This window comes from Paraburkholderia sp. GAS33 (assembly GCF_050436645.1).
Lineage (GTDB): Bacteria > Pseudomonadota > Gammaproteobacteria > Burkholderiales > Burkholderiaceae > Paraburkholderia > Paraburkholderia phenazinium_B.
This window is the reverse complement of the sequence record NZ_JBNDMP010000006.1, coordinates 239,528-261,053: the sequence shown is the minus strand read 5'-3', so window position 1 is coordinate 261,053 and position 21,526 is coordinate 239,528. Positions and strand designations below refer to the sequence as shown.

22 protein-coding genes and 1 pseudogene are annotated in these 21,526 nt (G+C 58.7%); 13 read left to right on the top strand and 10 right to left on the bottom strand.

All coding sequences use genetic code 11. The features are described 5' to 3' along the window. Window positions 1-126 precede the first annotated feature (126 nt). Window positions 127-1,053, top strand: coding sequence for a LysR family transcriptional regulator (locus tag P3T24_RS20635; RefSeq protein WP_429287960.1), 927 nt, complete (start codon window positions 127-129; stop codon window positions 1,051-1,053). Between the two features lie 35 nt (window positions 1,054-1,088). Here P3T24_RS20635 and P3T24_RS20630 read toward each other — a convergent pair whose 3' ends face one another. Together P3T24_RS20630 and P3T24_RS20625 are read right to left on the bottom strand one after the other, a co-directional pair. Further along, window positions 1,089-1,466: an EAL domain-containing protein gene (locus tag P3T24_RS20630; protein WP_429437272.1), complete on the bottom strand. Its 378-nt coding sequence runs from the start codon at window positions 1,464-1,466 to the stop codon at window positions 1,089-1,091. Between the two features lie 227 nt (window positions 1,467-1,693). Further along, on the bottom strand, window positions 1,694-2,665 hold the full coding sequence (locus P3T24_RS20625; RefSeq protein WP_429437270.1) for a LysR family transcriptional regulator: 972 nt from the start codon (window positions 2,663-2,665) through the stop codon (window positions 1,694-1,696). Window positions 2,666-2,834: 169 nt separating this feature from the next. Here P3T24_RS20625 and P3T24_RS20620 point away from each other — a divergent pair, with 169 nt between their 5' ends. Then, window positions 2,835-3,818 (top strand): aldo/keto reductase, encoded by a 984-nt coding sequence (locus P3T24_RS20620; RefSeq protein ID WP_429437267.1) that lies wholly within the window; start codon window positions 2,835-2,837, stop codon window positions 3,816-3,818. A 138-nt stretch (window positions 3,819-3,956) separates the two neighbouring features. Here the strand turns inward: P3T24_RS20620 and P3T24_RS20615 are convergent. Both P3T24_RS20615 and P3T24_RS20610 read right to left on the bottom strand, forming a co-directional pair. Further along, window positions 3,957-4,172: pseudogene (locus P3T24_RS20615) on the bottom strand (alpha/beta fold hydrolase); the annotation flags it as partial. 267 nt (window positions 4,173-4,439) lie between these two features. After that, on the bottom strand, window positions 4,440-4,925 hold the full coding sequence (locus P3T24_RS20610; protein ID WP_429437265.1) for a GNAT family N-acetyltransferase: 486 nt from the start codon (window positions 4,923-4,925) through the stop codon (window positions 4,440-4,442). A gap of 287 nt (window positions 4,926-5,212) precedes the next feature. Between P3T24_RS20610 and P3T24_RS20605 the strand changes: the two genes are divergently transcribed. Then, on the top strand, window positions 5,213-5,620 hold the full coding sequence (locus tag P3T24_RS20605; protein WP_429437263.1) for an NUDIX domain-containing protein: 408 nt from the start codon (window positions 5,213-5,215) through the stop codon (window positions 5,618-5,620). Between the two features lie 195 nt (window positions 5,621-5,815). Here the strand turns inward: P3T24_RS20605 and P3T24_RS20600 are convergent, their stop codons facing one another. The 3 genes from P3T24_RS20600 to P3T24_RS20590 form a co-directional block, all read right to left on the bottom strand. Beyond that, window positions 5,816-6,508 (bottom strand): M24 family metallopeptidase, encoded by a 693-nt coding sequence (locus P3T24_RS20600; protein WP_429437261.1) that lies wholly within the window; start codon window positions 6,506-6,508, stop codon window positions 5,816-5,818. Between the two features lie 248 nt (window positions 6,509-6,756). Further along, the gene (locus P3T24_RS20595) at window positions 6,757-7,203 is read right to left on the bottom strand and encodes an NUDIX hydrolase (RefSeq protein WP_429437258.1); all 447 of its coding nucleotides are present in this window, start codon (window positions 7,201-7,203) and stop codon (window positions 6,757-6,759) included. 170 nt (window positions 7,204-7,373) lie between these two features. Then, window positions 7,374-7,868: an AAA family ATPase gene (locus tag P3T24_RS20590; protein WP_429437255.1), complete on the bottom strand. Its 495-nt coding sequence runs from the start codon at window positions 7,866-7,868 to the stop codon at window positions 7,374-7,376. Window positions 7,869-8,110: 242 nt separating this feature from the next. Between P3T24_RS20590 and P3T24_RS20585 the strand changes: the two genes are divergently transcribed. Continuing rightward, complete coding sequence (locus tag P3T24_RS20585) at window positions 8,111-8,686, top strand: hypothetical protein (protein WP_429437253.1); 576 nt, start codon at window positions 8,111-8,113, stop codon at window positions 8,684-8,686. A 486-nt stretch (window positions 8,687-9,172) separates the two neighbouring features. Here P3T24_RS20585 and P3T24_RS20580 read toward each other — a convergent pair whose 3' ends face one another. Next, window positions 9,173-9,715, bottom strand: coding sequence for a GNAT family N-acetyltransferase (locus P3T24_RS20580; RefSeq protein ID WP_429437250.1), 543 nt, complete (start codon window positions 9,713-9,715; stop codon window positions 9,173-9,175). Between the two features lie 359 nt (window positions 9,716-10,074). On the opposite strand from P3T24_RS20580, the gene P3T24_RS20575 reads away from it, so the two are divergent. From P3T24_RS20575 to P3T24_RS20560, 4 genes are all read left to right on the top strand, one after another. Beyond that, a complete protein-coding gene (locus P3T24_RS20575) occupies window positions 10,075-10,749 on the top strand; it encodes a peroxiredoxin-like family protein (protein WP_429408979.1) in 675 nt (224 codons plus the stop codon). A 79-nt stretch (window positions 10,750-10,828) separates the two neighbouring features. Beyond that, the gene (locus tag P3T24_RS20570; RefSeq protein ID WP_429437248.1) at window positions 10,829-11,551 is read left to right on the top strand and encodes an SDR family oxidoreductase; all 723 of its coding nucleotides are present in this window, start codon (window positions 10,829-10,831) and stop codon (window positions 11,549-11,551) included. Between the two features lie 219 nt (window positions 11,552-11,770). Beyond that, window positions 11,771-12,874: an alkene reductase gene (locus tag P3T24_RS20565; RefSeq protein ID WP_429437245.1), complete on the top strand. Its 1,104-nt coding sequence runs from the start codon at window positions 11,771-11,773 to the stop codon at window positions 12,872-12,874. Between the two features lie 170 nt (window positions 12,875-13,044). After that, window positions 13,045-13,878, top strand: coding sequence for a hypothetical protein (locus P3T24_RS20560; protein ID WP_429437243.1), 834 nt, complete (start codon window positions 13,045-13,047; stop codon window positions 13,876-13,878). Window positions 13,879-14,221: 343 nt separating this feature from the next. Here the strand turns inward: P3T24_RS20560 and P3T24_RS20555 are convergent, their stop codons facing one another. Then, entirely contained in the window at window positions 14,222-14,761 is a 540-nt protein-coding gene (locus P3T24_RS20555) for a cytochrome b (RefSeq protein WP_429408985.1), read from the bottom strand. Window positions 14,762-15,402: 641 nt separating this feature from the next. Here P3T24_RS20555 and P3T24_RS20550 point away from each other — a divergent pair. The 3 genes from P3T24_RS20550 to chrA are packed head-to-tail and all read left to right on the top strand — an operon-like array spanning window position 15,403 to window position 18,740. Then, window positions 15,403-16,062, top strand: a complete 660-nt coding sequence (locus tag P3T24_RS20550) for a response regulator transcription factor (protein WP_074267775.1) — start codon at window positions 15,403-15,405, stop codon at window positions 16,060-16,062. After that, on the top strand, window positions 16,059-17,477 hold the full coding sequence (locus P3T24_RS20545; protein WP_429437240.1) for an ATP-binding protein: 1,419 nt from the start codon (window positions 16,059-16,061) through the stop codon (window positions 17,475-17,477). The genes P3T24_RS20550 and P3T24_RS20545 overlap by 4 nt, the downstream gene beginning before the upstream one ends. Before the next feature lie 27 nt (window positions 17,478-17,504). Beyond that, on the top strand, window positions 17,505-18,740 hold the full coding sequence (chrA, locus tag P3T24_RS20540; protein ID WP_429437239.1) for a chromate efflux transporter: 1,236 nt from the start codon (window positions 17,505-17,507) through the stop codon (window positions 18,738-18,740). A gap of 137 nt (window positions 18,741-18,877) precedes the next feature. Here chrA and P3T24_RS20535 read toward each other — a convergent pair whose 3' ends face one another. Beyond that, window positions 18,878-19,612: an SDR family NAD(P)-dependent oxidoreductase gene (locus P3T24_RS20535; RefSeq protein ID WP_429437568.1), complete on the bottom strand. Its 735-nt coding sequence runs from the start codon at window positions 19,610-19,612 to the stop codon at window positions 18,878-18,880. 109 nt (window positions 19,613-19,721) lie between these two features. Between P3T24_RS20535 and P3T24_RS20530 the strand changes: the two genes are divergently transcribed. After that, complete coding sequence (locus P3T24_RS20530; protein ID WP_074267772.1) at window positions 19,722-20,090, top strand: winged helix-turn-helix transcriptional regulator; 369 nt, start codon at window positions 19,722-19,724, stop codon at window positions 20,088-20,090. 506 nt (window positions 20,091-20,596) lie between these two features. Continuing rightward, window positions 20,597-21,463, top strand: coding sequence for a glucose 1-dehydrogenase (locus tag P3T24_RS20525; protein WP_429437236.1), 867 nt, complete (start codon window positions 20,597-20,599; stop codon window positions 21,461-21,463). Window positions 21,464-21,526: the final 63 nt, after the last annotated feature.

Sequence of the window (21,526 nt, the reverse complement as noted above, 5' to 3'; positions counted from 1 at the left end):
CGGCACCATCCGGAACATCCATTGGTGCGCTTTTCGGCGCAGACCTGATAATGTGGACGGAGCTCATTAGCTACGTTGATGGTCCCCGGATTGACGCACCCGGGTTGATGTCCCATTCAGATCGCTATGGACCTCAAGCAAATCCAGTATTTCATCGCGCTGTTCGAAGACGGTTCCGTCACGCGTGCCGCAAAGCGCCTGAACATCGTGCAGCCCGCATTGAGCATGCAGATTGCCAGGCTCGAAGACGAACTGCACCAGCAACTCTTCGAACGCGGTGCGCACGGCATGGCCCCGACCGCGGCGGGGCGGCTGATGTACCGCCTGTTCCTGCCGATCGTGCGCGATCTCGCCCATGCCCGGCAGCAACTCGTGCAGCGCGACGAAGTTGTGACCGGTCACGTCGCGATTGGACTGATCGCCTCGGTGACGGAGAGCGTCCTCGCGGATTCGCTGTCGCGCTTTCATACGCGTTATCCGCACGTCGAAGTGACCGTGGCGGACGGTTATAGCGCCACTTTCATCGATTGGGTGGCGGGCGGCCAGCTCGACGCTGCGCTGATCAACAAGCCCCGCTCGCGGCTGTCGCTCGACGCGCAGCCGCTTCTCGATGAGGAGATGGTGCTGGTCACCAGCGCCACCCACGGCCCCGATCTGCCGCACGCGATCGAACTGGCGCAGTTGCCCGAACTGGAGCTCGTGTTGCCGACCAAACGTCATGGTCTGCGCGGCGTGCTCGATACAGCCGCGCAGCATGAAGACATCCTGCTTGCGCCGCGCTTCGAAATCGATGTGCTCTCCACCATCGTCAAGCTCGTGGAGAGCACGCGTTTTGCCACGATCCTGCCGCGCATCGCCGTCGAACGTGCCGTGCGGCAAGGCACGTTGCGCGCCTATCCGATCCTCGCGCCGCGCATCGTGCGCCATATCGTCTGTGTGAGCCACCCGCGCCGGCCGCTGAGTGCGGCGGCTGACGCGTTGATCTCGATCATCGCTGACGAACTGCGTCAAGTGTCGATTGGGCCGGATATGAACGCCCCCGCTGCCACATGAGCGGACCTCGATGGTTCGCCGCCCATCGTCCTGATTCAAGTGGTCGTCGCGCCAGTGGGCTGATGTAGCGTCGTCATAAACCAGCAAACCTGTACCGGATGCTGACGCAACGCCTCCGCTAACGCGCCGAGCACGGTTGCAGCTCCCGCCGGCTTTGAGGAAGGGGCATTGGCGGTCTGGAGAAATGCTTTCAGCTGGCTGGCACCGAGCGTACGGCTATAGAAGAAACCTTGACCGAATTCGGCCCGGCTTGCCCGCGCGACGTTGTGATGCGCCGCGGTCTCAATTCCTTCGACCACGACCACGGCGCCCATCTCATGGCCCATGCTTGTCAACGCACTGATCGTTCTGGAGCGCTCATCGGGCTCCATTCCCAGCACGTCCCTGTCGATCTTCACCATCTCAAAGGTCATGTCTGCCGGCAGTTCAAATCCGACGTCAGCGGGACGCACGCCAACGACAGGTTGATACTCAACATGGAACCGGCGCCCACTCGAACAACTGCAGATGGCCGAGACCGGGCCGATGGCGACCGCACCAAGTCGACTTCGCTCGACGCCGGCGGATGATCGCTTCGCAGCCGAATTCGGTCGATCAGTCGGTAGGTGAACGATCCGAACCGAACCGCGTGCTGGGTGCGCTACCGCGCCCGGATGGCTCGCCTCAATCGCGAATTGAACTGCGCTAGCTCTTTGTCAGCGAGCACGTAGTCGCCGCAATCGTGCAAGCGGGCAATGGCGAGATCCAGGAACGCTCGGACTCTCTTGGGTTGAGCAGTTCGGCTTCCGTAGTAAACGTGCAAACTAAAGTACGTGCTCATATGCGGCAAGAGAACGGGAACCAGTCGTCCCGCGCGGATATGGCACGCAGCCGAGAGACTCGAGAGCTGCCCCATGACTTGCCCCGCGAGCACTGCTTGCACTTCCAGCTCTGAATCGTCCGTCGCGAACGCAGGGGACACCTGCCGATGTTCGAGCTTGCCATCCACCGTCAAGTACCAGGGCGCTACCTTGCCGGTGTCCGGATGCCGGAATACGCTGCAGCGGTGCGCCGCCAGGTCATCGACTGTCGATGGCGCTCCGTGCGCCTTGAGATAGTCGGGCGCAGCGCATACGATCATCTGGATCGGGAAAAGCTGCCGACCGATCACGCCCTCACCGGCCGACGCCCCGATCCTGAAACCGACATCGACGCGATCCAGTACCCAATTGCCGATACCGTCATCGAGCTGGACGTCCGGCTGGATACCGGGGTGCGCGCGGCAGAACTCGTCGAGCAGTGGCATGAGGAGCGCGGCGAACGACGATTTCGGTCCAACGATGCGCAGCGGGCCCGCGATTTCATCCTTGGACTCCCGTGCTTGGGCCACGGCCCTGTCCAATGCCGCCAGAGCGGGCTGGGTATTTTCCAGAAATCGTTGGCCCTCCTCGGTCAGAGCGAGGCTACGCGTCGTCCGATGCAACAGACGAACTCCCAGATGCAGTTCCAGTTGTGCGATGGTCTGACTGGCTGCCTGGGGTGTGACGCCTTGAGCCAGTGCAGCCTGCCGGATGCTGCCGAGTTCCACGGCTTTGGCGAACATCGCGATGGCCTTAAAGTCATTGACAGACATGGTCAATTCTTCTGATGGAGGGCGAATAGAATGGTCTGACACAGCGCCCAGTATCAAGCTGAAGTTGATACTGATACAAGATTTATTCTACTAGTCACTTGAAACCGAGACTTCTAAAGTTGAGGACATCGGGCCACTTGCCCACGTCGTCAACTGCAAGGAGCGCATCATGGATAAGCGGCAACTCGGCCGTTCTGGACTTGAGGTTTCAGCGCTTGGCCTTGGGTGCATGGGGTTGAGCTTCGGTTTCGGCCCGGCCATCAGTCGATCAAAGGCTGTGGAGTTAATCCGGGCCGCCTTCGATCGGGGCGTGACCTTTTTCGATACCGCCGAGGTCTATGGGCCGTATCTCAACGAAGAGGTCGTTGGCGAAGCACTGGCGCCCGTCCGCGATCACGTAGTCATCGCGACCAAGTTCGGCTTCACCTTCGGCGATGACGGAAAACAGCAAGTTTTGAGCAGCCGGCCGGACCATATCCGGTCGGCGGTCGAAGGGATGCTCAAGCGTCTCAAAACCGACGTCATCGACCTGCTTTACCAGCACCGCGTGGACCCAGAGGTGCCTATCGAGGACGTCGCCGGCACGGTGAAGGAACTCATCCAGGCAGGCAAGGTAAAGCACTTCGGCCTCTCAGAGGCTGGAGAGCAGACCATCCGGCGCGCGCATGCTGTGCAGCCCCTGGCGGCGCTTCAGAGTGAGTATTCAATGTGGTGGCGCGAGCCCGAGGAAAGGATCCTGCCTACGCTGGAGGAACTCGGCATCGGCTTCGTGCCGTTCAGCCCCCTCGGCAAGGGTTTTCTCACGGGCGCAATCGCCCAAAACGCGGTCTTTGGCAGCGACGACTTTCGAAGCAAGGTACCGCGCTTCACGCCCGAGGCACTTCAGGCAAATCAGCCACTTGTTGACGCGCTCGGGGCCATAGCCAGGAGCAAAGGTGCGACGCTAGCTCAGGTTGCACTCGCATGGCTGCTCGCCCAGAAGCCCTGGATCGTACCGATTCCCGGCACGACGAAGTTGCATCGCCTGGAGGAAAACCTTGGGTCGGCTGAAGTGGAACTGACCGGGACCGAGCTTCAGCACATCGACCAGGCGCTCGCGAACGTCGAGATTCACGGCGATCGTTACCCGGCCGCCCTGAAGGCTACCGCCTGATTCGACGAGCTGTCTGATGATGACATGATGGTCGTCGCAACGCTGGAGACGGGCACCAGCAGCTGCTTCTCGCATCGCGATCCGGGCGATCGTGAAGTGGATGACAATACCTTGTATGTCGGGATGCGCTCTTGCATAAAGAGTGGCGATGGTACCGCCTAGTGAGTGCCCGACGATAATCGCGTCCTTTGCATCAAAGTGTGTCAGCACTGCCTCTACATCATCCAGTACTGCGTCCCAATTCCAAGACCCTGAGCCAGAGTGCCCATGATTTCGAAGATCCATGCAAATGACTTCATGGGACTTTGAGAGATGGGGAATAACTGTTGCCCACGTTAGCAGTGTTCCGCCCATCCCGTGAAGCAATAGCAAAGGGTGGCCCGGCGTCAAGGACTGGGCTTGTGTGATGTGGAGTTCGCTCGTCGATTTTCAGCGATCTAGCGAGAAGTGTCCAACGTCTCGAACTGGCCGTGCCCGGTCCGACGCAGACCTCAATCGAACGCTTATCGCAGCAGATATGGGAAAGGCATAACCCTGAACGGTCAGATGCCTCTCCCAAAAGCCGCCACTCGGGTGCTGCAACACGCCTCCCGTTAAGGTTAAGCATGCGGCTAGTACGACTTACCTGGGACACGATGTCACTCTGACAGCTGCGCGTCGAACTGCTGGCTTCGTGGTCAATTCACGTATTCCAATCAAAAACTCGAACGCTTTGTCGTTCTCACGCGTCACTTGAAATCCGAGCTTGCGATGGAAAGCGATAGACAATCGGTTGGTCTTGTAGACATGACTTTTAAGCTCACCGATCCCTCGTTCACTCGCCAGCGTCGCCATCTTCGCAAGCAACTCAGTTATAACGGCGTACGTTCGATGCAAAGGATGTGTACCAAATGCGCCAACGAACCAGCAGGCCCCTGATTCCGGTCTAAGCGTCGCGTAGGCAACGAGTTTGCCTTCCCGTCGCACTGAGCACACCTCGTTGACCTCCAGGGACTTTCGCAACTGTACTCGGTGCTCTTCTACGTCGAAGGCGTCACCAGCCCGCTCCGTGTGTTCGCGTAAGGTCAGCGCATCAAGCGCGAGGAGTTCCTCGACAGACGGCAGCATATCAGGGGATCAGGACGATATAGAGACAATCCGCAAGGGTACTTCGAATCAGAATTTTCGCCAATTCACATCGCCGCACTGGCTGCCCGTTCTTGGCCCGCGCGCCTTCAGATGCGGTTGGCATACTTTTGCCCCACCGTTCCCGTGGACAGCCAACGGAAAGCGATTCACGCAGATTGCTTATTTTTTCCAAAGCGGTGTGTCAGCCGCTGGGGCCTAGTAACATTGGCTCGCGACGACTGATTTGCTGACCATCGCCATGCGTCATCATCTTTAACGGGAGTGGCATGAAATACGTGAGTGTCGTGTTGGGTTTGATCACCCACGGTGACTACATCCTTGTTGGCAAGAAAGTAGATCGCGATCATCCTGCAGGTCTCGGCGGCCTTTGGGTATTGCCCGGTGGTCGAGTCGAGGAAGGCGAGTCTCTTGAACAGGCCCTTGTGCGCGAGATATATGAGGAGACCGGCCTCGCGGTCCGTATTGTGCAGAAGTTGGGCGAGTATCTGCAGCGCCTCGCCGATACGACCGTAACTCTGAACTACTTTCGTTGCCACGCGACTTCGAACGTCGCGCGGCCGGGGGATGACCTGGAATTGGTCTCATGGCTAAAAGCGCCTGAGGCATACGCGCGCCTCGCTCCGCCCGTCAGGGAAGCCTTTTCCTCAGAACTGGTCAAGTGGTTTCGCGACTAAGCGTCTATCACTGGGGGAACATCGCATCCGCGACGTTCATAAAAGCAATGCCTCAACAGATGGTCGACGATCTACACAGCTGTCCCGGCCGTCCGAACCGGGACGACCATGGTCCGACACGCTCCTCATTCAACCGACCGCGATGCTCGGAACGCCATCAGGAATATATCGACGGCCGATTCGCCCGCGAGCATTTTAGAGTTCTATCACAGCGCCCGAATTATCGAAGTAGTAGATGTTTTCGTGCTTGAAACCCCAGCGGCCACCGTGCTGGCTTATGTGAGGTTCAAAGGTGAAGCATGCTACCTCGCCGAGATGGCAATGATTCCCAGCCTCGATATACTGCCGATCGTCTCTATGTTGGCAGATGCTGTGGCCAACGTTACCTCGAAGGTCGAGGTTTTCAAATCCTTCCTCACTGATCTGCGAATTGGCGAACTCATACAGATCGTGGAAAGAAGTATCGGGGCGAACGAACGCACGCATCTTCTGATGCAGACGGCTTTCCGCCTCATATCCGGACACGAACTCCGGAGTGGTCGGCTCTATGCGTGCAACGCCTTCTTCGATGTAGAACGACCGCGCACAGTCGCCCCAGATATCTCCACTTCGCGGACTAAGATCTACCGTCACAAGGTTTCTCAAGCCGACAGGTTCCGTACTTGGCTGGTACATCCGCCCCGACAATGCAGCCTTACTGCGAGAACCCAGTAAAACAAACGCCGGACAGTTGTAGTACCACGTGTCTGGATAACCGCGTTCAGCAAGCATAGCCGCCGCTGCGGTCGCGATCGAAGTCTCCGTGGACTCGGGTGTTATATGTCCAACCAACCGTTGCAATACATCTTTGGCCGCAGTCTGAACGATTTTATTCAATGGGATCGGCAAGACGAGCTCCGTGGTTTCGACGTATGTATTCGCGCAGGTTCGACCATCGATTGTCGGCGATCTAAGTCTCCGTGTCGAAGGTCCGTTCCTGGCCGATCACTGTCTTATGCGCGCGGCATGGACTGGCTGAATCTCACACGGCCGCGATCGACAGCACGCGACCCACTACAGACCTTCAGCTCGACACAAAGCGGACGCTCGGGGGTCGCGGACCCGTGACGTCACCCAAAGTGGCCGTCAACCAACCTTCACGGCCAGCCGTAGCTTGAGTAGGTGACTCCATCTCGAATGCAGCTTATGGCTTGGCGGACATAAGGGATCGTATTGATTGGCAGATTCGATTTATCTTTCCATGCCAGTAAATCATGTTTATCGGTCTCGATCAGTACGGGTTCGCCTTCTGGCTTGCATGTCGCGAAGAAGAAACCGAGCCATTCAGCCCCGTCAGGATTGCGAACGTGAATGGTGTGGACAAGTTGGAACGATTCCGGTGAAACAGTAAGGCCGGTCTCCTCCGCGAGTTCCCGAGCGGCCGCCACTTCCAGTCGCTCTTTGCCGTCCAGCGCACCTGCCGGAAGGCTGAAATCGCCGTCGTGCCACCCGGTATTCGAGCGACGTAGCATTAACACCGCGTTATCGAATTCGACGTAAGCAAAAACGCTAGCGCTGAGCGCGAACCGTTCGCGACTACCCATATGATTCGTTCCTCACGAGATTCCCCTCCGAACAAGCTCGATGAGGAAGCCGAGATTCTAATATCTGTCGGACCGTGGAATAAAGTTAACCGCTGCGGGCGTGAGCGGTTGCTTTGAGGTGCATACGTCGGGCTTCGCCTTTTGGCCGCACTGAGCCCATGACCACCACCTCAGGATCGCTTGGAGGCGTCAACGGGTGAGGCCGCACCCACGTCCTCGCCCACGACAATCACTTCTTGAAATCCTTCGCGAAGCGTTGGCGGCTCGAAGATTCTGAACACGTTTTCCACAGCGTCATCAGGAACGACTTCATCGGCAGGACGTCCCCTGTTCCGGTGCAGCGCGGTCTCTAATGAAACCTTCACCCACACCGCGGAAACCTCAACTCCAGCTGTTTTCGCAATCTCAATGACCCGTGAGCGGCGAGTCACGGTTGCGAACGTCGAATCAACATAGATGGCATCGCCGGGCTCCGACGTCCATTTCCTGGTCCAGGTGGATTTCCCTGCCCCTTGGACCCCAACGACCATCACGACACGTCGCGGGCGCTCCTTGAGTTCCGTGGACAAATCCGCATACAGCCGCGCCCAAGCTGCGGCGTTACGTTCGGCCGTGAAAATTCGACCGGCATCGGTCTGCATGTAGTTATCTGGATTGAGATGCATACGCTAAGCCCTAAGCGATGCTCCATTGTTAGCTATCGATGCGCGGATGTCGAATCTCTCAAATTGGCCGCGCACTGCTTCATGCAAACCCATATCGGCGGCCCGCCCCCCTTCGGTGCCGATCGACAAAGCAAGACCCTGAAGAGACGGTCGCGGAAACCCAATGCGGACATTCGCGTGGATCATCGACCGCCGGTCCACGTATGACACAATCGACGTATTTGGGCTGACGGCGACACCGTATGACAAACACGCAAGCTGCGGGCAGCGCTGTTCAAACCAGCCCATTGGCGGCGGCCTTTCCTGCAGAGCTTCGCTCCGAAGTGACCGTCGTCGCGGATTTGATTCGACCCAACACGGCGACTCATCCCGGATCGTCAGTCGTTGTTCGAGGCGAATCACTCAATATTCCGTATCGAATTCACCATGATTGCGACGACATGCTATTCCCTCGGCTGAACGAGGTTCAGGCGGCGATCTATGCGTGTGTGCTGACTAGGCACCACGACGGACACGTACGCCAACGCCATATCGAGCGGCTGATTACTTCGTCCGAACCTTGGGTTGCGCCGTTCGTCGTGCACCTCTGCGGTGAGTACGTCGTCGAAATTCTCGCCGTGATCGAAGCGAACTTGTCGTCAATGGATCAGTGCGTCTACGGGGTGTTCTTCCGGGAAAACGCGACGTTCTTGAAACGGACACACGATCGGATGGTGAGTTATTGGGACTGCTATTATCGCTGGCTATACAAGCGAAAACTCGACTACGTTGGATTTCGAATATTTGAGCGATTCCGCGAATGGCGTGCTTCCGCCTAACGGGCGCGATCGCCCTGGCCGCGCGTCTCACGCAAGAAGCATAAGTCGCGTCCGAATGGGCCGGTGAAAACTTGCCGCGTAGCACCCGACATACACTATCAATTCCCATGAAAAAAACGGTTTGGCTTCTTCTCGTGCTCGCCATACTCTCGTGGGGGATTTGCTATGCGTACGTATCCAGCTCCATTCACTTTGGCTGGTTTGGAACCTTCCTCGCATCAGTCGCAGGAATACTCGCGACAAAATCTGCTTACCAGACAGAAGAGAAGGCACATACTCGCGGCGGCGTAGTATACAAGTCCGAATCGCCCATCCAGTTTCTCCTCGCGCACCTCTTGCTGGGTTTGTTCCTGACGGCAATTGCGCTCTTTAGCGTAGTGGGTTGCCTTGGATACGCGCATGGCTCGTAGGAATCTACATGCCTAAATTGTTACCGATCGGTGGGCGCTGTCGACCGGCCGTTGTTGGCCGAAGCTCGCCGCAACACTACATCTTTCGCTCCTGGTCGAGCGCTGATTGGTTAGGTATTTGGTAGATCACGGACGTGTATTTCGGTGTCCCGCGCCGCTCCACGATGACACCGCCAAGAGATTCGGCGATGCGGCGGCTCGAATAGTTTTGTTCGGCTACCGGGTAAGTGAAGCTCTCGACGCCAAGCGCCAAGCTTGCCCACCTCGCAACAAGACCTACAGCTTCACGACCAAAGCGTTGCTTGTGAAAGTCTTCCCGAATCCAAATGCCCAATTCCGCGCTCGCGTTCCGAACACGATGGAGTCCGGCCAATCCAAGGAAATTCCCATCATCCCGTTGACGGATTGCAAACACAAAGTCCGTCCCCTCGGCTATTGTCGGCAACCAACTCAGCCAGATGCGATCGAAGTCGTCTCTGTTGGCGGGTGGCTCCCACGACATGAAACGAGTTAGTGAAGGCGTAATGCAGCGAAAGCTGGCATCAGCATCGTCAGCCGAGAACGGCCGAATCGAAAGCCGCTCTGATTCAATGTGGATTTCTTCCGAACGTAGCGGCATTTTTTCCCCTGTGTGCCTGCCGGTGTCGTCGGATTGTCGACGATCTACGTCTCTCTGTCGAATGTCCCTTCCTGGCCGCACTGGGCCCAATCGTGATTGGCTCACCTCGACCCGAGCGGCCGATAGCATCTCAAGGTCCAATGTCTGCTGATACCCGCAGACCGGACGTCGCCCAGGTCACGCGCGTTGACGAGCGCCGCGCGGCCACTTGCCCACGCCGCCGCTCTGTTCTTTTGGTCATCCCCCATGCCCAGCAGGAATGACAGTTATGCATGCATGCTGTCTTCTCCGCGGGTTTGCATTGACTGACCATTCCTACCACGCAATGTGCGTTAAACCTCATCAGGAAAGGAATTGTCATGTCACTTCAAGCCAGGCTCGACGCATTCAAGACCGATTTCAAAGGCGGAAAGGCCCCGTACTTTGCACCGCCGGAAATCCATCCGATCATGGAACGTGCGACAGCCGAACTCGCGGCGTCCGGTCAGGCTGCACGCGCTCTGAAAGCAGGCGACGTCGCGCCGGAATTTACCCTCAATGATCCGGATGGCAAACCCGTGTCGTCTGTCGAACTGCTGAAGCAGGGACCGATCGTGATCAGTTTCTACCGTGGCGTATGGTGCCCATATTGCAATCTTGAACTGACGGCCCTTGAAGAAGCGCTACCATCATTCAAGGCCGAAGGCGCCAGCCTGATCGCGATCTCGCCGCAGAATGCCGTGAACAGCCGCAAGTCCATCCGTACCAACAAGCTGAGCTTCCCGATCCTGAGCGACACGCACAACGATGTGGCAGCCGCATTCGGCATCCGCTTTGCTTTGCCCGACTATCTCGTGGATCTGTACAAGAATCTCAAGAACGATCTACCGGCGTTCAACGGCGACGATAGTTGGACGTTGCCAATGCCGGCGCGCTACGTGGTCGGGCAAGACGGAACGATCGTGTACTCCGAAGTCAACCCGGACTATACGCGCCGTCCGGAGCCTCAGGATATGTTGCCGGTTCTCCGCAAGAAGCTTGATTCGGTATCCTGAATCGGTCCTGCTTCGTTCCCGGCCGTAAGCCGCCGGGAACGATTGAACAGGCAAACCGTTACATCAACATCGAGGCAAGATGAAATCACGCACTTTTCTTGTAACCGGTGCCAGCAAAGGCATCGGCAGAGCCGTCGCAGCGCGGCTGAACGCAGACGGGCACCGGGTAGTGGGACTGGCGCGTCAGGCAGACGACCCTGCCTTCCCAGGAACACTCGTGTCTGTCGACCTCTCCGACCGCGTGAAAACGCAGGATGTGCTCGATAGTCTTGTGGCGAAATACAAGTTCGACGGCCTGGTCAATAACGTTGGCCTCGTCAAACCGCAGAGGCTGGGCGCCATCGATCTGCACACGCTTGACTCCGTCATGTCGCTCAATCTGCATCCAGCTATACAGGCGGCGCAAGCTCTGCTGCCCCATATGAGCGCCCAAGGCTGGGGCCGAATCGTCAACATAACGAGCCTCACTGTCCTTGGCATCGTGGAACGTACGGCTTATGCGGCCGCCAAGTCCGCCCTGGTTAGTTTTGCGCGCTCCTGGGCGCTTGAGCTGGCGACCACCGGCATCACGGTCAATTCCGTCGCACCCGGCCCCACGGAAACCGAACTGTTTAGAGCCAACAACGCGCCAGGAAGCGAAGGAGAGCAGCGGTATCTTGCTGCCGTCCCAATGAAACGCTTCGGCAAGCCAGACGAGATTGCCGCAGCCATCACTTTTTTGCTGTCCGACGATGCTGCTTTCATTACGGGTCAAACGTTGTTTGTCGACGGCGGCGCCTCGATCGGCAAGGCCTCAATCTGAGGGCCGAATATCTCCTCGGTCCAGGCGACGAAAGCGCGCACCTTTGCACTGACCATGCACCCACTGGGCAAAACCGCTGTCTGGCGAACCGCTACCAGGAGAGGTCTGACCGACAGCAAATCGCCATTGTGGCTCGCTGCCGCAGTTGCAAGAGCCATCGAACGTGTTACCGCACTCGTGCCGCAAGCCGGTGCTAACTGATCCGCAAGGAGTAACTTCATGAGCAAGTTGTTTTCAGCCGTCAAAGTAGGTCCTTACACGCTTTCCCATCGCGTCGCGATGGCGCCATTGACACGCATGCGTTCGGAGCCCGGCGATGTGCCAGGCGATCTGATGGTTGAGTACTACACGCAGCGCGCAACCGAAGGTGGTCTCATCGTCACGGAGGCAACCCCCGTTTCGGTTCAAGGCTACGGCTACGCAATGGCCCCGGGAATCTACTCCGACGATCAGATTGCAGGGTGGCGCCGCATCACGGATGCCGTGCACGCCAAAGGCGCGCGCATCTTCCTCCAGTTGTGGCACGTAGGCCGTCAGTCTCACCCCGATCTTCAGCCAGGTGGCGCGTCGCCCGTTGCTCCGTCCGCGCTGAAAGCCGAAGGCCATGCGTATTCGGTGAACGGCGAAGTCGAATTCGCGATGCCCCGCGCGCTTGAATTGAACGAAATCCCCGCCATTGTCGAGGACTTCCGCAGGGGTGCCGAGCGGGCACTGCGCGCGGGCTTCGACGGTGTGGAACTGCACGGCGCAAACGGCTACCTGCCGGACCAGTTTCTCCAGGACGGTTCGAATACACGCACCGACGAGTACGGCGGACCGATTGAAAATCGCGCCCGTTTCCTCCTCGAAGTGACGGACGCACTGATTTCGGTGTGGGGAGCGGATCGGGTTGGCGTGCGCATTGCACCAAGTGGCACCTATGGTTCGATGCATGACAGCGACCCAGAAACCACCTTCGGTTACGTGACGGAGCAGTTGGACAAGCGCGGCATCGGCTATCTCCACGTGGTCGAGCCACGTATCAAGGGCACGGAAACGATCGGCGAAGTTCACGATCCGGTCGCGGCGCGCCATCTGCGCCCGAAGTTCACCGGCACGCTAATCGCTGCAGGCGGCTTCACGAAAGAGACTGCGGACGCGATCATCGAAGCGGGCCACGCAGACATCGTCGCGTTTGGCCGCCAATTCATCGCCAATCCCGATCTGCCCGAGCGCCTGCGGTTGAATCTGCCGCTCAACCGGTACGACCGGAGTACTTTTTATGGCGGAAACGCACGCGGTTACACCGACTACCCGTTCCATGCTGAAACGCAGGCGGCGTAATTCTGCACCCCGCCATCCAGACCCGGAAGAGCGGATTCCGGTGCTTGACTCCCGTCACATAAGCACGCCCTGAACGACGCAGCGACCTGCGCCAACGTAGCGCCAGTCGTTGCATTGGCCACTACGGCACGGCAGGGCGAGAGTTTCCCACCTGTCTCGCAGGACTCGATATGAGCATTCTGGTTACCAGCGCTTCTGGTTCGAACGGCGATGGATACGGGGCGCTCCTGTCGTTCCGACTCGACGGTACTTTCATTGGTTCGTTCAGCGACGACCCTCGCATCGTCGATCCTCGCGGCATGAGCGTCAGTCCGGATCGGCAGCATCTTTATGTCAATAGCGGAAACGACCGCATCCTTACACTCGACACCAAAGGGACGGTGGTACGCGACACAGGTGCCGTTCCAGGACTGAATGCCGGAGGTGGCCACCTAGGACCCGATGGCCGCTATTACGTTGGACTGCGTAGCGCGCGGACAATTGCCGCGTTCCCCCCCTATCTCGACGGCGCCGCGCAATCCGTACTGCCCGCCGGTGTGGTTCCGTACCCTCGCGGATTCGCCTTCGGCACGGATGGCAAGCTTTTCCTTGCGTCCGGCATCGGTCCGGACGGTGAGGGTGAAAACAACATCGTCGTGTTTGATCAGGACGGTGAACTGCATGCTTCCCGCTTCATTACGGACGACGCAGTGAGTCCACTGGATCTCACGATCGGGCCGAACGGAAACGTGCTTGTGTCCAGCGAGTTTCCCTTCGGAAAACCGGACGCGGTATGTACCGTCCGCGAGTACGACAGTTCAACCGGTAGCCTTGTCCGCGTGTTCCGGGTGGATCGGAAGACGAACTTTCATCGTCCTCGGGGTCTGCGCTTCGACTCCGAGGGATATTTGTTTTGCGTCGCTCAGGACACCGTCATTGCGTTCGACTTCGCCGACGGGCGCTGCCTGGGTCCGATTGTCGATAAGCCAAAGTTGAACGGCCAGGCGATCGCTTTCTTTGCTTGACACACCGATTCGACACGGACGCTATTCATATTCACCGATGTGGCTTTTCGATCACGAACTGGCGAGCGGCGAGGTTCATTAACTCCTGCCGGACTGGACGCCGCCCGCCATCCCCATCGTTCTCTCCCTCGCTGGCTTGGACGGTTTGTGGCCGCAATGAGCCCGGCGGCGATCGACTCAGAACGACCCACAGGGGATGGTTGACCGAAATTCACGAGTCGCGATCGCGGCGGCCGGATTCGGAGTTATGTATTCGGGCCTGTACGATGTATCGGCTGCATCGGGCCAAACGCTGAGCCCTATTGGCCAAGGCATTTTTCCGATTGCGCCGGAATTGCTAACATTACGGCAACATCCGATGCATGACCTGATCGCGAAGCACAAAGCGGTGAAACAACGCCGCAGCAACATGTACCGCGATCAGTGCAAACAGCACCCACGCCAGGACTCCATGGACGTCCCCCATCGCGTGTCCGAATGCGGAACCTGTCGGGGTCAAGCCGGGGAATGGCACGACGCCTAAAAAATTTACGGTCCAGCCACGTGAAGATGCGTTGATCCATCCCAACACCGGCACGATAATCAGCGCGGCGTAGAGAAGCAGATGGGTGATCCGGGAAGCGGCACTCAATATTGGCGACAATGCGTCGGGCGGAGGCCGATGCGTGAGTCGCCAGATGATTCTTAGCGCCATAGCGGCAACCAGCGTCGCACCGACGCCGAGATGCCACGCGATCAGTCCAACCGGCTTTGTATCGTGATGAACATCAGGCATCGTCCAGCCAATCACGAACTGAATGGTGATCAACACTACGATTGACCAGTGAAGGAGACGCGCTACGCCGTCATAACGTGCTTCAGCCGATCGTCGAAAATCCGCCATGGAGTGGTCGCCTGGTTTGATTGCGTTCATTGCTCGCCCGTGGATTCAACGGAACCCGCGAACATCAGTTTCGAAGATGCTACCGCTAACACCCGGCCGACTCGAAAGCTTTGCGATTGAACCGGAGATGAAGAACCACAGGCATCCGGACAGAACCGAAGCAATCGCGGGCGCGCAAGTCGTCTTGTGACCAGCGGCATGCACGCAATCGCCACCTCCGTTGCTGCGCGAAAGGTCATCGATGTAAGCACGTCTTCGGAAACACGGAACGGGCCGATAGCCAGAAGTGCCGCGGCCTCTATCGCGGTGGCAGCAGTTAACGCTGTCAGGAGACAGGCTCGTAGCATGTCGATCGTGGATGATGTCATGGCGCAACTCGCCGATGCGGATGAACGTAGATATCGAAGGCACTTTCATTTTCCTTGTAGCGATCGATCAACCGATGGACCTCGGCTGGTTCCAGGTGACAACTGTGCATCCATGCGCGGTTAGCTGATACTAATGGCCGAACCTGAAGGAAATCTTAAGCAGGTCGGCATCATGCGCTTTCATTGCCCCAACGTGGTTACACTGGCAAATATGGCCAGGCGCGTTGCCGCGTCGATGACAGTTTTGTCGAATGCTTCTCTGGGCGCACTTGTATGCGAATACTTCTTGTCGAAGATGACGATCTGATTGGTAGTGGTGTCGAAGCAGGACTTCGTCACGCAAATTTTGCGGTCGACTGGACGCAGGACGGTCGCAACGCGCAACTGGCTCTCGAAACCACCGACTATGCGCTGGTCGTGCTCGATCTCGGACTGCCCCGAATGTCGGGCCTCGAACTCCTGGGATGGTTGCGGGGCTGTGGGAAGAATGTGCCAGTGCTTGTGCTCACCGCAAAAGGGACGGTTGCCGACAAGGTGGGCGGCCTCGAGGCGGGTGCGGACGACTACCTCGGCAAGCCTTTTGACCTGACGGAACTCATTGCACGCTGTCGTGCGCTTTTAAGGCGCTCGCAGGGGCGCGGCGTCGAAGTCCTCCGATATCGCGCTCTGACTGTCGATCCGGCCGCCAAGACCGTGTTGCGCGACGATGTCCGCATTCCGCTGACTGCTCGCGAATGGGCCGTGCTGCATCAGTTGCTGACGCACCAGGGCGTGCCGCAATCCAAATCTCGTCTTGAAGAAAGCTTGTACGGATGGCACGAAGAAGTCGAAAGCAACACGATTGAAGTACATATATCCAACTTGCGTAAAAAGCTTGGGGCGGATTTGATCAAAACCGTCCGGGGTATCGGGTACGTGATGGAGCAGGCATGATGCCAGGATCGATACGCGGTCGACTCGCGCTGCTAGTGCTCGCGAGCATTATCCTGGTGTGGGCTATCGCCCTCGGCTGGAGTTACCGTGAGGCGACGCGCGAGGTGGGAGAATGGGACGACGCGCGCCTTGTTCAACTCGCGCAGTTCATCGTTCTGCTCGATCAGAACGACCTCTCGGTCCTGTCCAGGACGCGTATCGACGCGCGTACCGAATACGGCCGCGGTCCCGGCCACACAAACGGCAACGATGGCGACAAGTCGCCGCGCGAAGCGCTCTTCCAGGTGCGCGATGCGCAGGGACGCGTCCTGGCCAGCAGCGCGCAGCTCGAGTCCCTGGATGCGTTCGAGGTACCAGCCGACGCCACAGCAAGCGCGCGAAGGGTAACACTTGGCGGCCAGCCGTGGCATACCTATATGCTTCACGATGGTGTGTCAGGTCGTACGGTACGAGTGCTAGAGTCAACCAATCAGCGCAGTGACCTGACCACCGGGGTAGCACTTCGTATTGCGAAGCCGATCGCTCTGGCGTTGCCAGTTCTCGCATTGCTGGTCTGGATCAGTATTGGTCACAGTCTGGCGCCTCTTGAGGCGCTCTCGAAGGCGATCCGGACAAGAGATGCCAGCAAACTCGAGCCGATCAGGATCGGGCCGACGCCGGTCGAAGTCCGTCCACTTGTCGATGCAATCAATCAACTGTTGTCACGACTAGGACTTTCAATCAACCGCGAACGAGCATTCACCGCTGACGCCGCGCACGAGCTGAAGACACCGCTGGCCGCGATCAAGGTTCAGGCACAAGTTGCGCTCGCGGCACAGGACGCCGCCCAGCAACAACTTGCCATGCAGCGGGTCGTACAGGGCGTGGATCGCAGCGCCCATCTTGCCGAACAGTTGCTTCTGCTGGCCCGGCTCGACGAACATCGCAAGGTACCTGCGCAACCTGTTGCACTTGCTGCGCTCGTCAAGGATGCCATTGCCACCAACGAGCCAGACGCTCGACGAAAAGGCATGACCGTCGCTCTGGTCGGCGACGCTAACTACATGGTCATGGCAGAGCCGGTTTTGATGGACATTGTGCTCGACAACCTGATTGACAATGCGATCAAGTATTGCGATGAGGGCGGCCGAGTCGAGGTCTCTATCAGGCGCGACGCCGATGCGGTCGTGCTGACAGTCGGAGATAACGGCCCCGGCGTGGATACGGAGGACATCACGCGTCTGACCGATCGCTTCTTTCGCGTGACTGGCAATGGTGCGAACGGCAGCGGACTCGGCCTGTCAATCGTCGCCCGCATTGCGGAGTACTTTGGAGCAAGGTTGGACTTTGATACTGGCATCGGCGGCCGGGGGCTCGCAGTCCATGTTTCATTTCCCGGCGCCGATGCCAATCGCAATCTCAACGAGCCAAGATGACGGCGCGGTGGCACTTCACACCCACGTATGAAAACTGATATCGCATCACCGCACTCGAGTCGAGGAGGTGCCGTCGTGGAAGTTCTCGCGGTCTTCCTCAAGCTTGGACTGACGTGCTTCGGCGGTCCGATTGCTCATCTGGGATATTTTCGCCGCGAATTCGTCGAGCGGCTTCGCTGGCTTGATGACGAAACGTTCACAGATCTGGTCGGACTTTGTCAGTTCCTTCCAGGACCGTCCAGTAGCCAGGTGGGATTTTCGATCGGCCTTCTGCGAGCAGGGTGGCTCGGAGGACTCGCTGCCTGGTGTGGCTTCACGCTACCCTCGGTCCTGCTGTTACTCTGCTTCGCTGCCATCGCCCCGAACCTGGGTGGCCCGGTCGGTAGCGGCTTGATACACGGTCTGAAGCTTGTCGCTGTCGCCGTCGTCGCTCAGGCAGTTTGGGACATGGCGCGTCGCCTTTGTCCCGATCACCGCAGAGCGGCCATCGCGCTCATCGCTATAGCGGTGCTCAGCATTCTGACGACCGCTTATGCACAGCTCATCGTTATCGGCCTCGGTGCTGTGCTCGGATCTGCGTTGTGCCACACGACGGCATCGTCAGACGGCTGCCATGTACCACGACACACACACGAATTCCCTGTTTCCCGCACGGTGGGCGCCGCCGCGCTGATCCTGTTCTGTGTCTTGCTGTTCGGGCTTCCTGTCCTTGATGGACTTCGCGCGGGTCAGGCATTCAAGGTCTTCGAGGCATTCTATCGTTCCGGTGCCCTGGTGTTTGGCGGCGGTCACGTCGTGCTGCCGCTTCTGCAACAGCAAACTGTCGCAACCGGCTGGGTCACTTCGAACGATTTTCTGGCAGGCTACGGCGCCGCGCAGGCGGTCCCGGGCCCCTTGTTTACATTCGCGGCATTTCTTGGATGGATGATGATCAAAGCGCCGAATCACTGGACCGGCGCGTTGTTCGCTACAGTGGGAATATTTCTGCCAGGCCTTCTACTTGTGCTTGCAGCGCTACCTTATTGGCGAGCGCTGCGCGCTCGCCAATCGATGGCGGCAGTTCTTGCAGGAGTGAATGCTGCGGTCGTTGGACTCCTGGCCACCGCGCTGTACTCGCCGATCTGGACCAGTGCGATTCGCTCGGAACTCGACTTTGCCGTCGCGGCCATCGGCTTTTTCCTGCTGACGCGCTGGAAGATTCCACCGCTCGCCGTCGTTGTGGTCTGCGCGCTGGCCGGCATTGCCGAGGCGACCCTGCACTGAATCGACGATGCCCGCAGAAGCCCAGAGAGCATCCAGGGAGGAACTCGACGCTCACAGTGGACTACATCAATGCATGTCGCCTTGACCGCGATGGATAGCTCACGGCGCATCGAGTTGCTATACGTATATGCCTGGTGTCACAGTTGCGCCAGACCACCGTCGACGGCGACCTCGCTAGCGGTCATGAAGCTGCTGTCCTGCGACGCGAGAAAGGCCGCCACCGCTCCGATCTCCGCCGGATCGGCCATGCGTTGAAGTGGCGTCATCGAGGCATAGGCCTTCTGTCCTTCCTCGCCCAGCGCCTCCTTCGCGAGTTCCGTGGCCGTCGCGCCTGGCGACAGCACATTTACCCGGATGCCAGTGCCCTTGAGATCTTGCGCCCAGGTCCGCGCGAGGTTGCGCACGGCCGCCTTGCTCGCGCTATACGCGCTCATTCCTGGCGCGCCCGTGGTGCCCGCGCTCGATCCGGTCAGGATGATCGAACCGCCCTCGCTCATCAGCGGCAGCGCCCTCTGGATTGTGAAGATCGTACCCTTCACATTGGTGTCGAAGGTTTCGTCAATGTGCTCGGCGGTGATCTTGCCAAGCGGAAGCATGCTTCCCGCCCCGGCATTGGCAAAGACGATGTCGAGTGTTCCGCGCTCGGCTTGCACCGCCGCGTAGAGTCGGTCGAGGTCGGCCTCATCGGAGACCGAGCCTTTCACCGCGCGGACATTGGGCCCAAGTTCGGCGACAGCGGCGTCGAGCGCCCCCTGCCGGCGGCCGAAGATGAAAACGAAGGCACCTTCCTCGATGAAGCGTTTTGCTGCGGCCCGGCCGATGCCGGTAGCCCCACCGGTGATCACAGCGGTCTTTCCATTCAGTCTGGTCATCATGTGCATCCTTCCTTGGCGTGATTGGGAAGCAGCGAACTGCTTACTTGAGACCAGTATGCAGTTCTGATAACCTCAGTACAAGTATGCACCTTTTGGTAACTGTCAAATGAATGACTGCTCTGAAAAATGCGGTGGCCGGTACTCCTACGGGCTCGCCGCCACCCTCAGCATCATCGCGGGCAAGTGGAAACCGTTGATCCTTTACTTCCTGCTCGACGGCCCGAAGCGCTACGGCGAACTCAAACGCAATGTCCACGGTGTCAGCGCCAAGGTGCTGATCCAGCAATTGAAGGAACTGGAGGCCGATCGTGTGCTGGCGCGGACCGACTATAAGGAGGTGCCGCCACGCGTGGACTACGCGTTAACTCCGCTCGGTCGTAGTCTGGCCGATAAAATCGTCCCGCTATGCACTTGGGGAACCGAGAACATGGCAGAGATGGTGAACACTCTTGCCGAGCGCGACCGTTCGCTTTAGCAGAATATTCTGGAGAACCGCATGCGCCCCTTCGCGTTCCTGGGAAGGCGCCTGCGCGTCAGCGCCGCGAACGGACTCCAGATAGAGGTCGAAGTCGTGAGTTCTGATGCCATTCAAAGAGGACACATTCAGCTCGCTTGGAGAGAGATTCAGTTATCAAGGAGTGCTGCAACCAGGCTCGCCGTCGCCTTGGCCGATTGCGAATTCTGACCGGTCACGAGTACCGGAATATCGGGCGTAATGCACTCTTTTCAATCCGGTCGCAGAATTTTCATACGCGACATAGCGGTCCCCACTGGTTGATCGCTTCACTATCTATGCGGTGTGACGGTCATCTTTAGCGCAACACGGGACTCCGCCGCGGTTGCCGCAAAATTCTCTCCTCGACGATCGCATCGAATCGTACTGGTTGCATGCACTATCGGGATCGCCTCTTGCTGCGACCGATTGAGGACGCAGCACGTGACTTCACGTGGCTCGCGATGTTGAATTCGACGGAGAATGTCATGTCCCACGCCAATCGTCCCGCCCCTCCCTTTCCGGCACAGCAGCAAAGCGACGTGCCAGGCCATACCGCTCCGATGAATCCCGCACCGGATCACGGTGAGGAATCGTACAAAGGCTCAGGACGGCTCGCCGGCAAGGCGGCGATCGTGACCGGCGGCGACAGCGGCATTGGCCGTGCCGTGGCGATTGCCTTCGCGCGCGAAGGTGCCGATGTGCTGATCGCCTATCTCGACGAAGACGACGATGCCCACGAAACCGCGCGCTGGATCGAAAAAGCTGGCCAGCGGGCCATATTGTCACGTGGCGATGTGACGGAAGCTCACCATTGCAACGCCATCGTGCAGCAAGCGGTCGATGCCTTCGGCAAGCTCGACGTACTGGTCAACAACGCCGCATACCAGATGACGCATGCCTCGCTTGACGAGATCACCGACGAAGAGTGGCATCGTACTGTCGATACCAATATCGGCGCCATGTTCAGGATCACACGGGCTGCGGTACGGCATATGAAACCGGGCGCGTCGATCGTCAACACGGCGTCGATTAACGCCGATCATCCGAATCCGGCCTTGCTCGTCTACGCGACGACGAAAGGTGCGATCCAGAACTTCACGGGGGGACTTGCGCAACTGCTTGCCGGGAAAGGCATCCGTGAGAACTGCGTCGCGCCGGGACCGATCTGGACACCGTTGATTCCGGCAACGATGCCACCGGATAAGGTCGAAAAATTTGGCGCGCAGGTACCGATGAAGCGGCCCGGCCAGCCTGCCGAGCTGGCACCCGCGTACGTCATGCTGGCCTCCGACGAAGCGAGCTACATCTCCGGCGCGACCATCGCAGTGACGGGCGGCGCGCCCATCCTCTAGGCTTTCCAAAATCAGGTTCCTGCCACCCAGGCATGCGCCGGTGGCCGAGCCGTCGTCGTCATC

Coding starts and splice junctions, on each gene's coding strand:
- P3T24_RS20635 (WP_429287960.1), top strand. CDS start 127: ATGGACCTCAAGCAAATCCAGTATTTCATCGCGCTGTTCGAAGACGGT.
- P3T24_RS20630 (WP_429437272.1), bottom strand. CDS start 1,466: ATGACCTTTGAGATGGTGAAGATCGACAGGGACGTGCTGGGAATGGAG.
- P3T24_RS20625 (WP_429437270.1), bottom strand. CDS start 2,665: ATGTCTGTCAATGACTTTAAGGCCATCGCGATGTTCGCCAAAGCCGTG.
- P3T24_RS20620 (WP_429437267.1), top strand. CDS start 2,835: ATGGATAAGCGGCAACTCGGCCGTTCTGGACTTGAGGTTTCAGCGCTT.
- P3T24_RS20610 (WP_429437265.1), bottom strand. CDS start 4,925: ATGCTGCCGTCTGTCGAGGAACTCCTCGCGCTTGATGCGCTGACCTTA.
- P3T24_RS20605 (WP_429437263.1), top strand. CDS start 5,213: ATGAAATACGTGAGTGTCGTGTTGGGTTTGATCACCCACGGTGACTAC.
- P3T24_RS20595 (WP_429437258.1), bottom strand. CDS start 7,203: ATGGGTAGTCGCGAACGGTTCGCGCTCAGCGCTAGCGTTTTTGCTTAC.
- P3T24_RS20590 (WP_429437255.1), bottom strand. CDS start 7,868: ATGCATCTCAATCCAGATAACTACATGCAGACCGATGCCGGTCGAATT.
- P3T24_RS20585 (WP_429437253.1), top strand. CDS start 8,111: ATGACAAACACGCAAGCTGCGGGCAGCGCTGTTCAAACCAGCCCATTG.
- P3T24_RS20580 (WP_429437250.1), bottom strand. CDS start 9,715: ATGCCGCTACGTTCGGAAGAAATCCACATTGAATCAGAGCGGCTTTCG.
- P3T24_RS20575 (WP_429408979.1), top strand. CDS start 10,075: ATGTCACTTCAAGCCAGGCTCGACGCATTCAAGACCGATTTCAAAGGC.
- P3T24_RS20570 (WP_429437248.1), top strand. CDS start 10,829: ATGAAATCACGCACTTTTCTTGTAACCGGTGCCAGCAAAGGCATCGGC.
- P3T24_RS20565 (WP_429437245.1), top strand. CDS start 11,771: ATGAGCAAGTTGTTTTCAGCCGTCAAAGTAGGTCCTTACACGCTTTCC.
- P3T24_RS20560 (WP_429437243.1), top strand. CDS start 13,045: ATGAGCATTCTGGTTACCAGCGCTTCTGGTTCGAACGGCGATGGATAC.
- P3T24_RS20555 (WP_429408985.1), bottom strand. CDS start 14,761: ATGGCGGATTTTCGACGATCGGCTGAAGCACGTTATGACGGCGTAGCG.
- P3T24_RS20550 (WP_074267775.1), top strand. CDS start 15,403: ATGCGAATACTTCTTGTCGAAGATGACGATCTGATTGGTAGTGGTGTC.
- P3T24_RS20545 (WP_429437240.1), top strand. CDS start 16,059: ATGATGCCAGGATCGATACGCGGTCGACTCGCGCTGCTAGTGCTCGCG.
- chrA (WP_429437239.1), top strand. CDS start 17,505: ATGAAAACTGATATCGCATCACCGCACTCGAGTCGAGGAGGTGCCGTC.
- P3T24_RS20535 (WP_429437568.1), bottom strand. CDS start 19,612: ATGACCAGACTGAATGGAAAGACCGCTGTGATCACCGGTGGGGCTACC.
- P3T24_RS20530 (WP_074267772.1), top strand. CDS start 19,722: ATGAATGACTGCTCTGAAAAATGCGGTGGCCGGTACTCCTACGGGCTC.
- P3T24_RS20525 (WP_429437236.1), top strand. CDS start 20,597: ATGTCCCACGCCAATCGTCCCGCCCCTCCCTTTCCGGCACAGCAGCAA.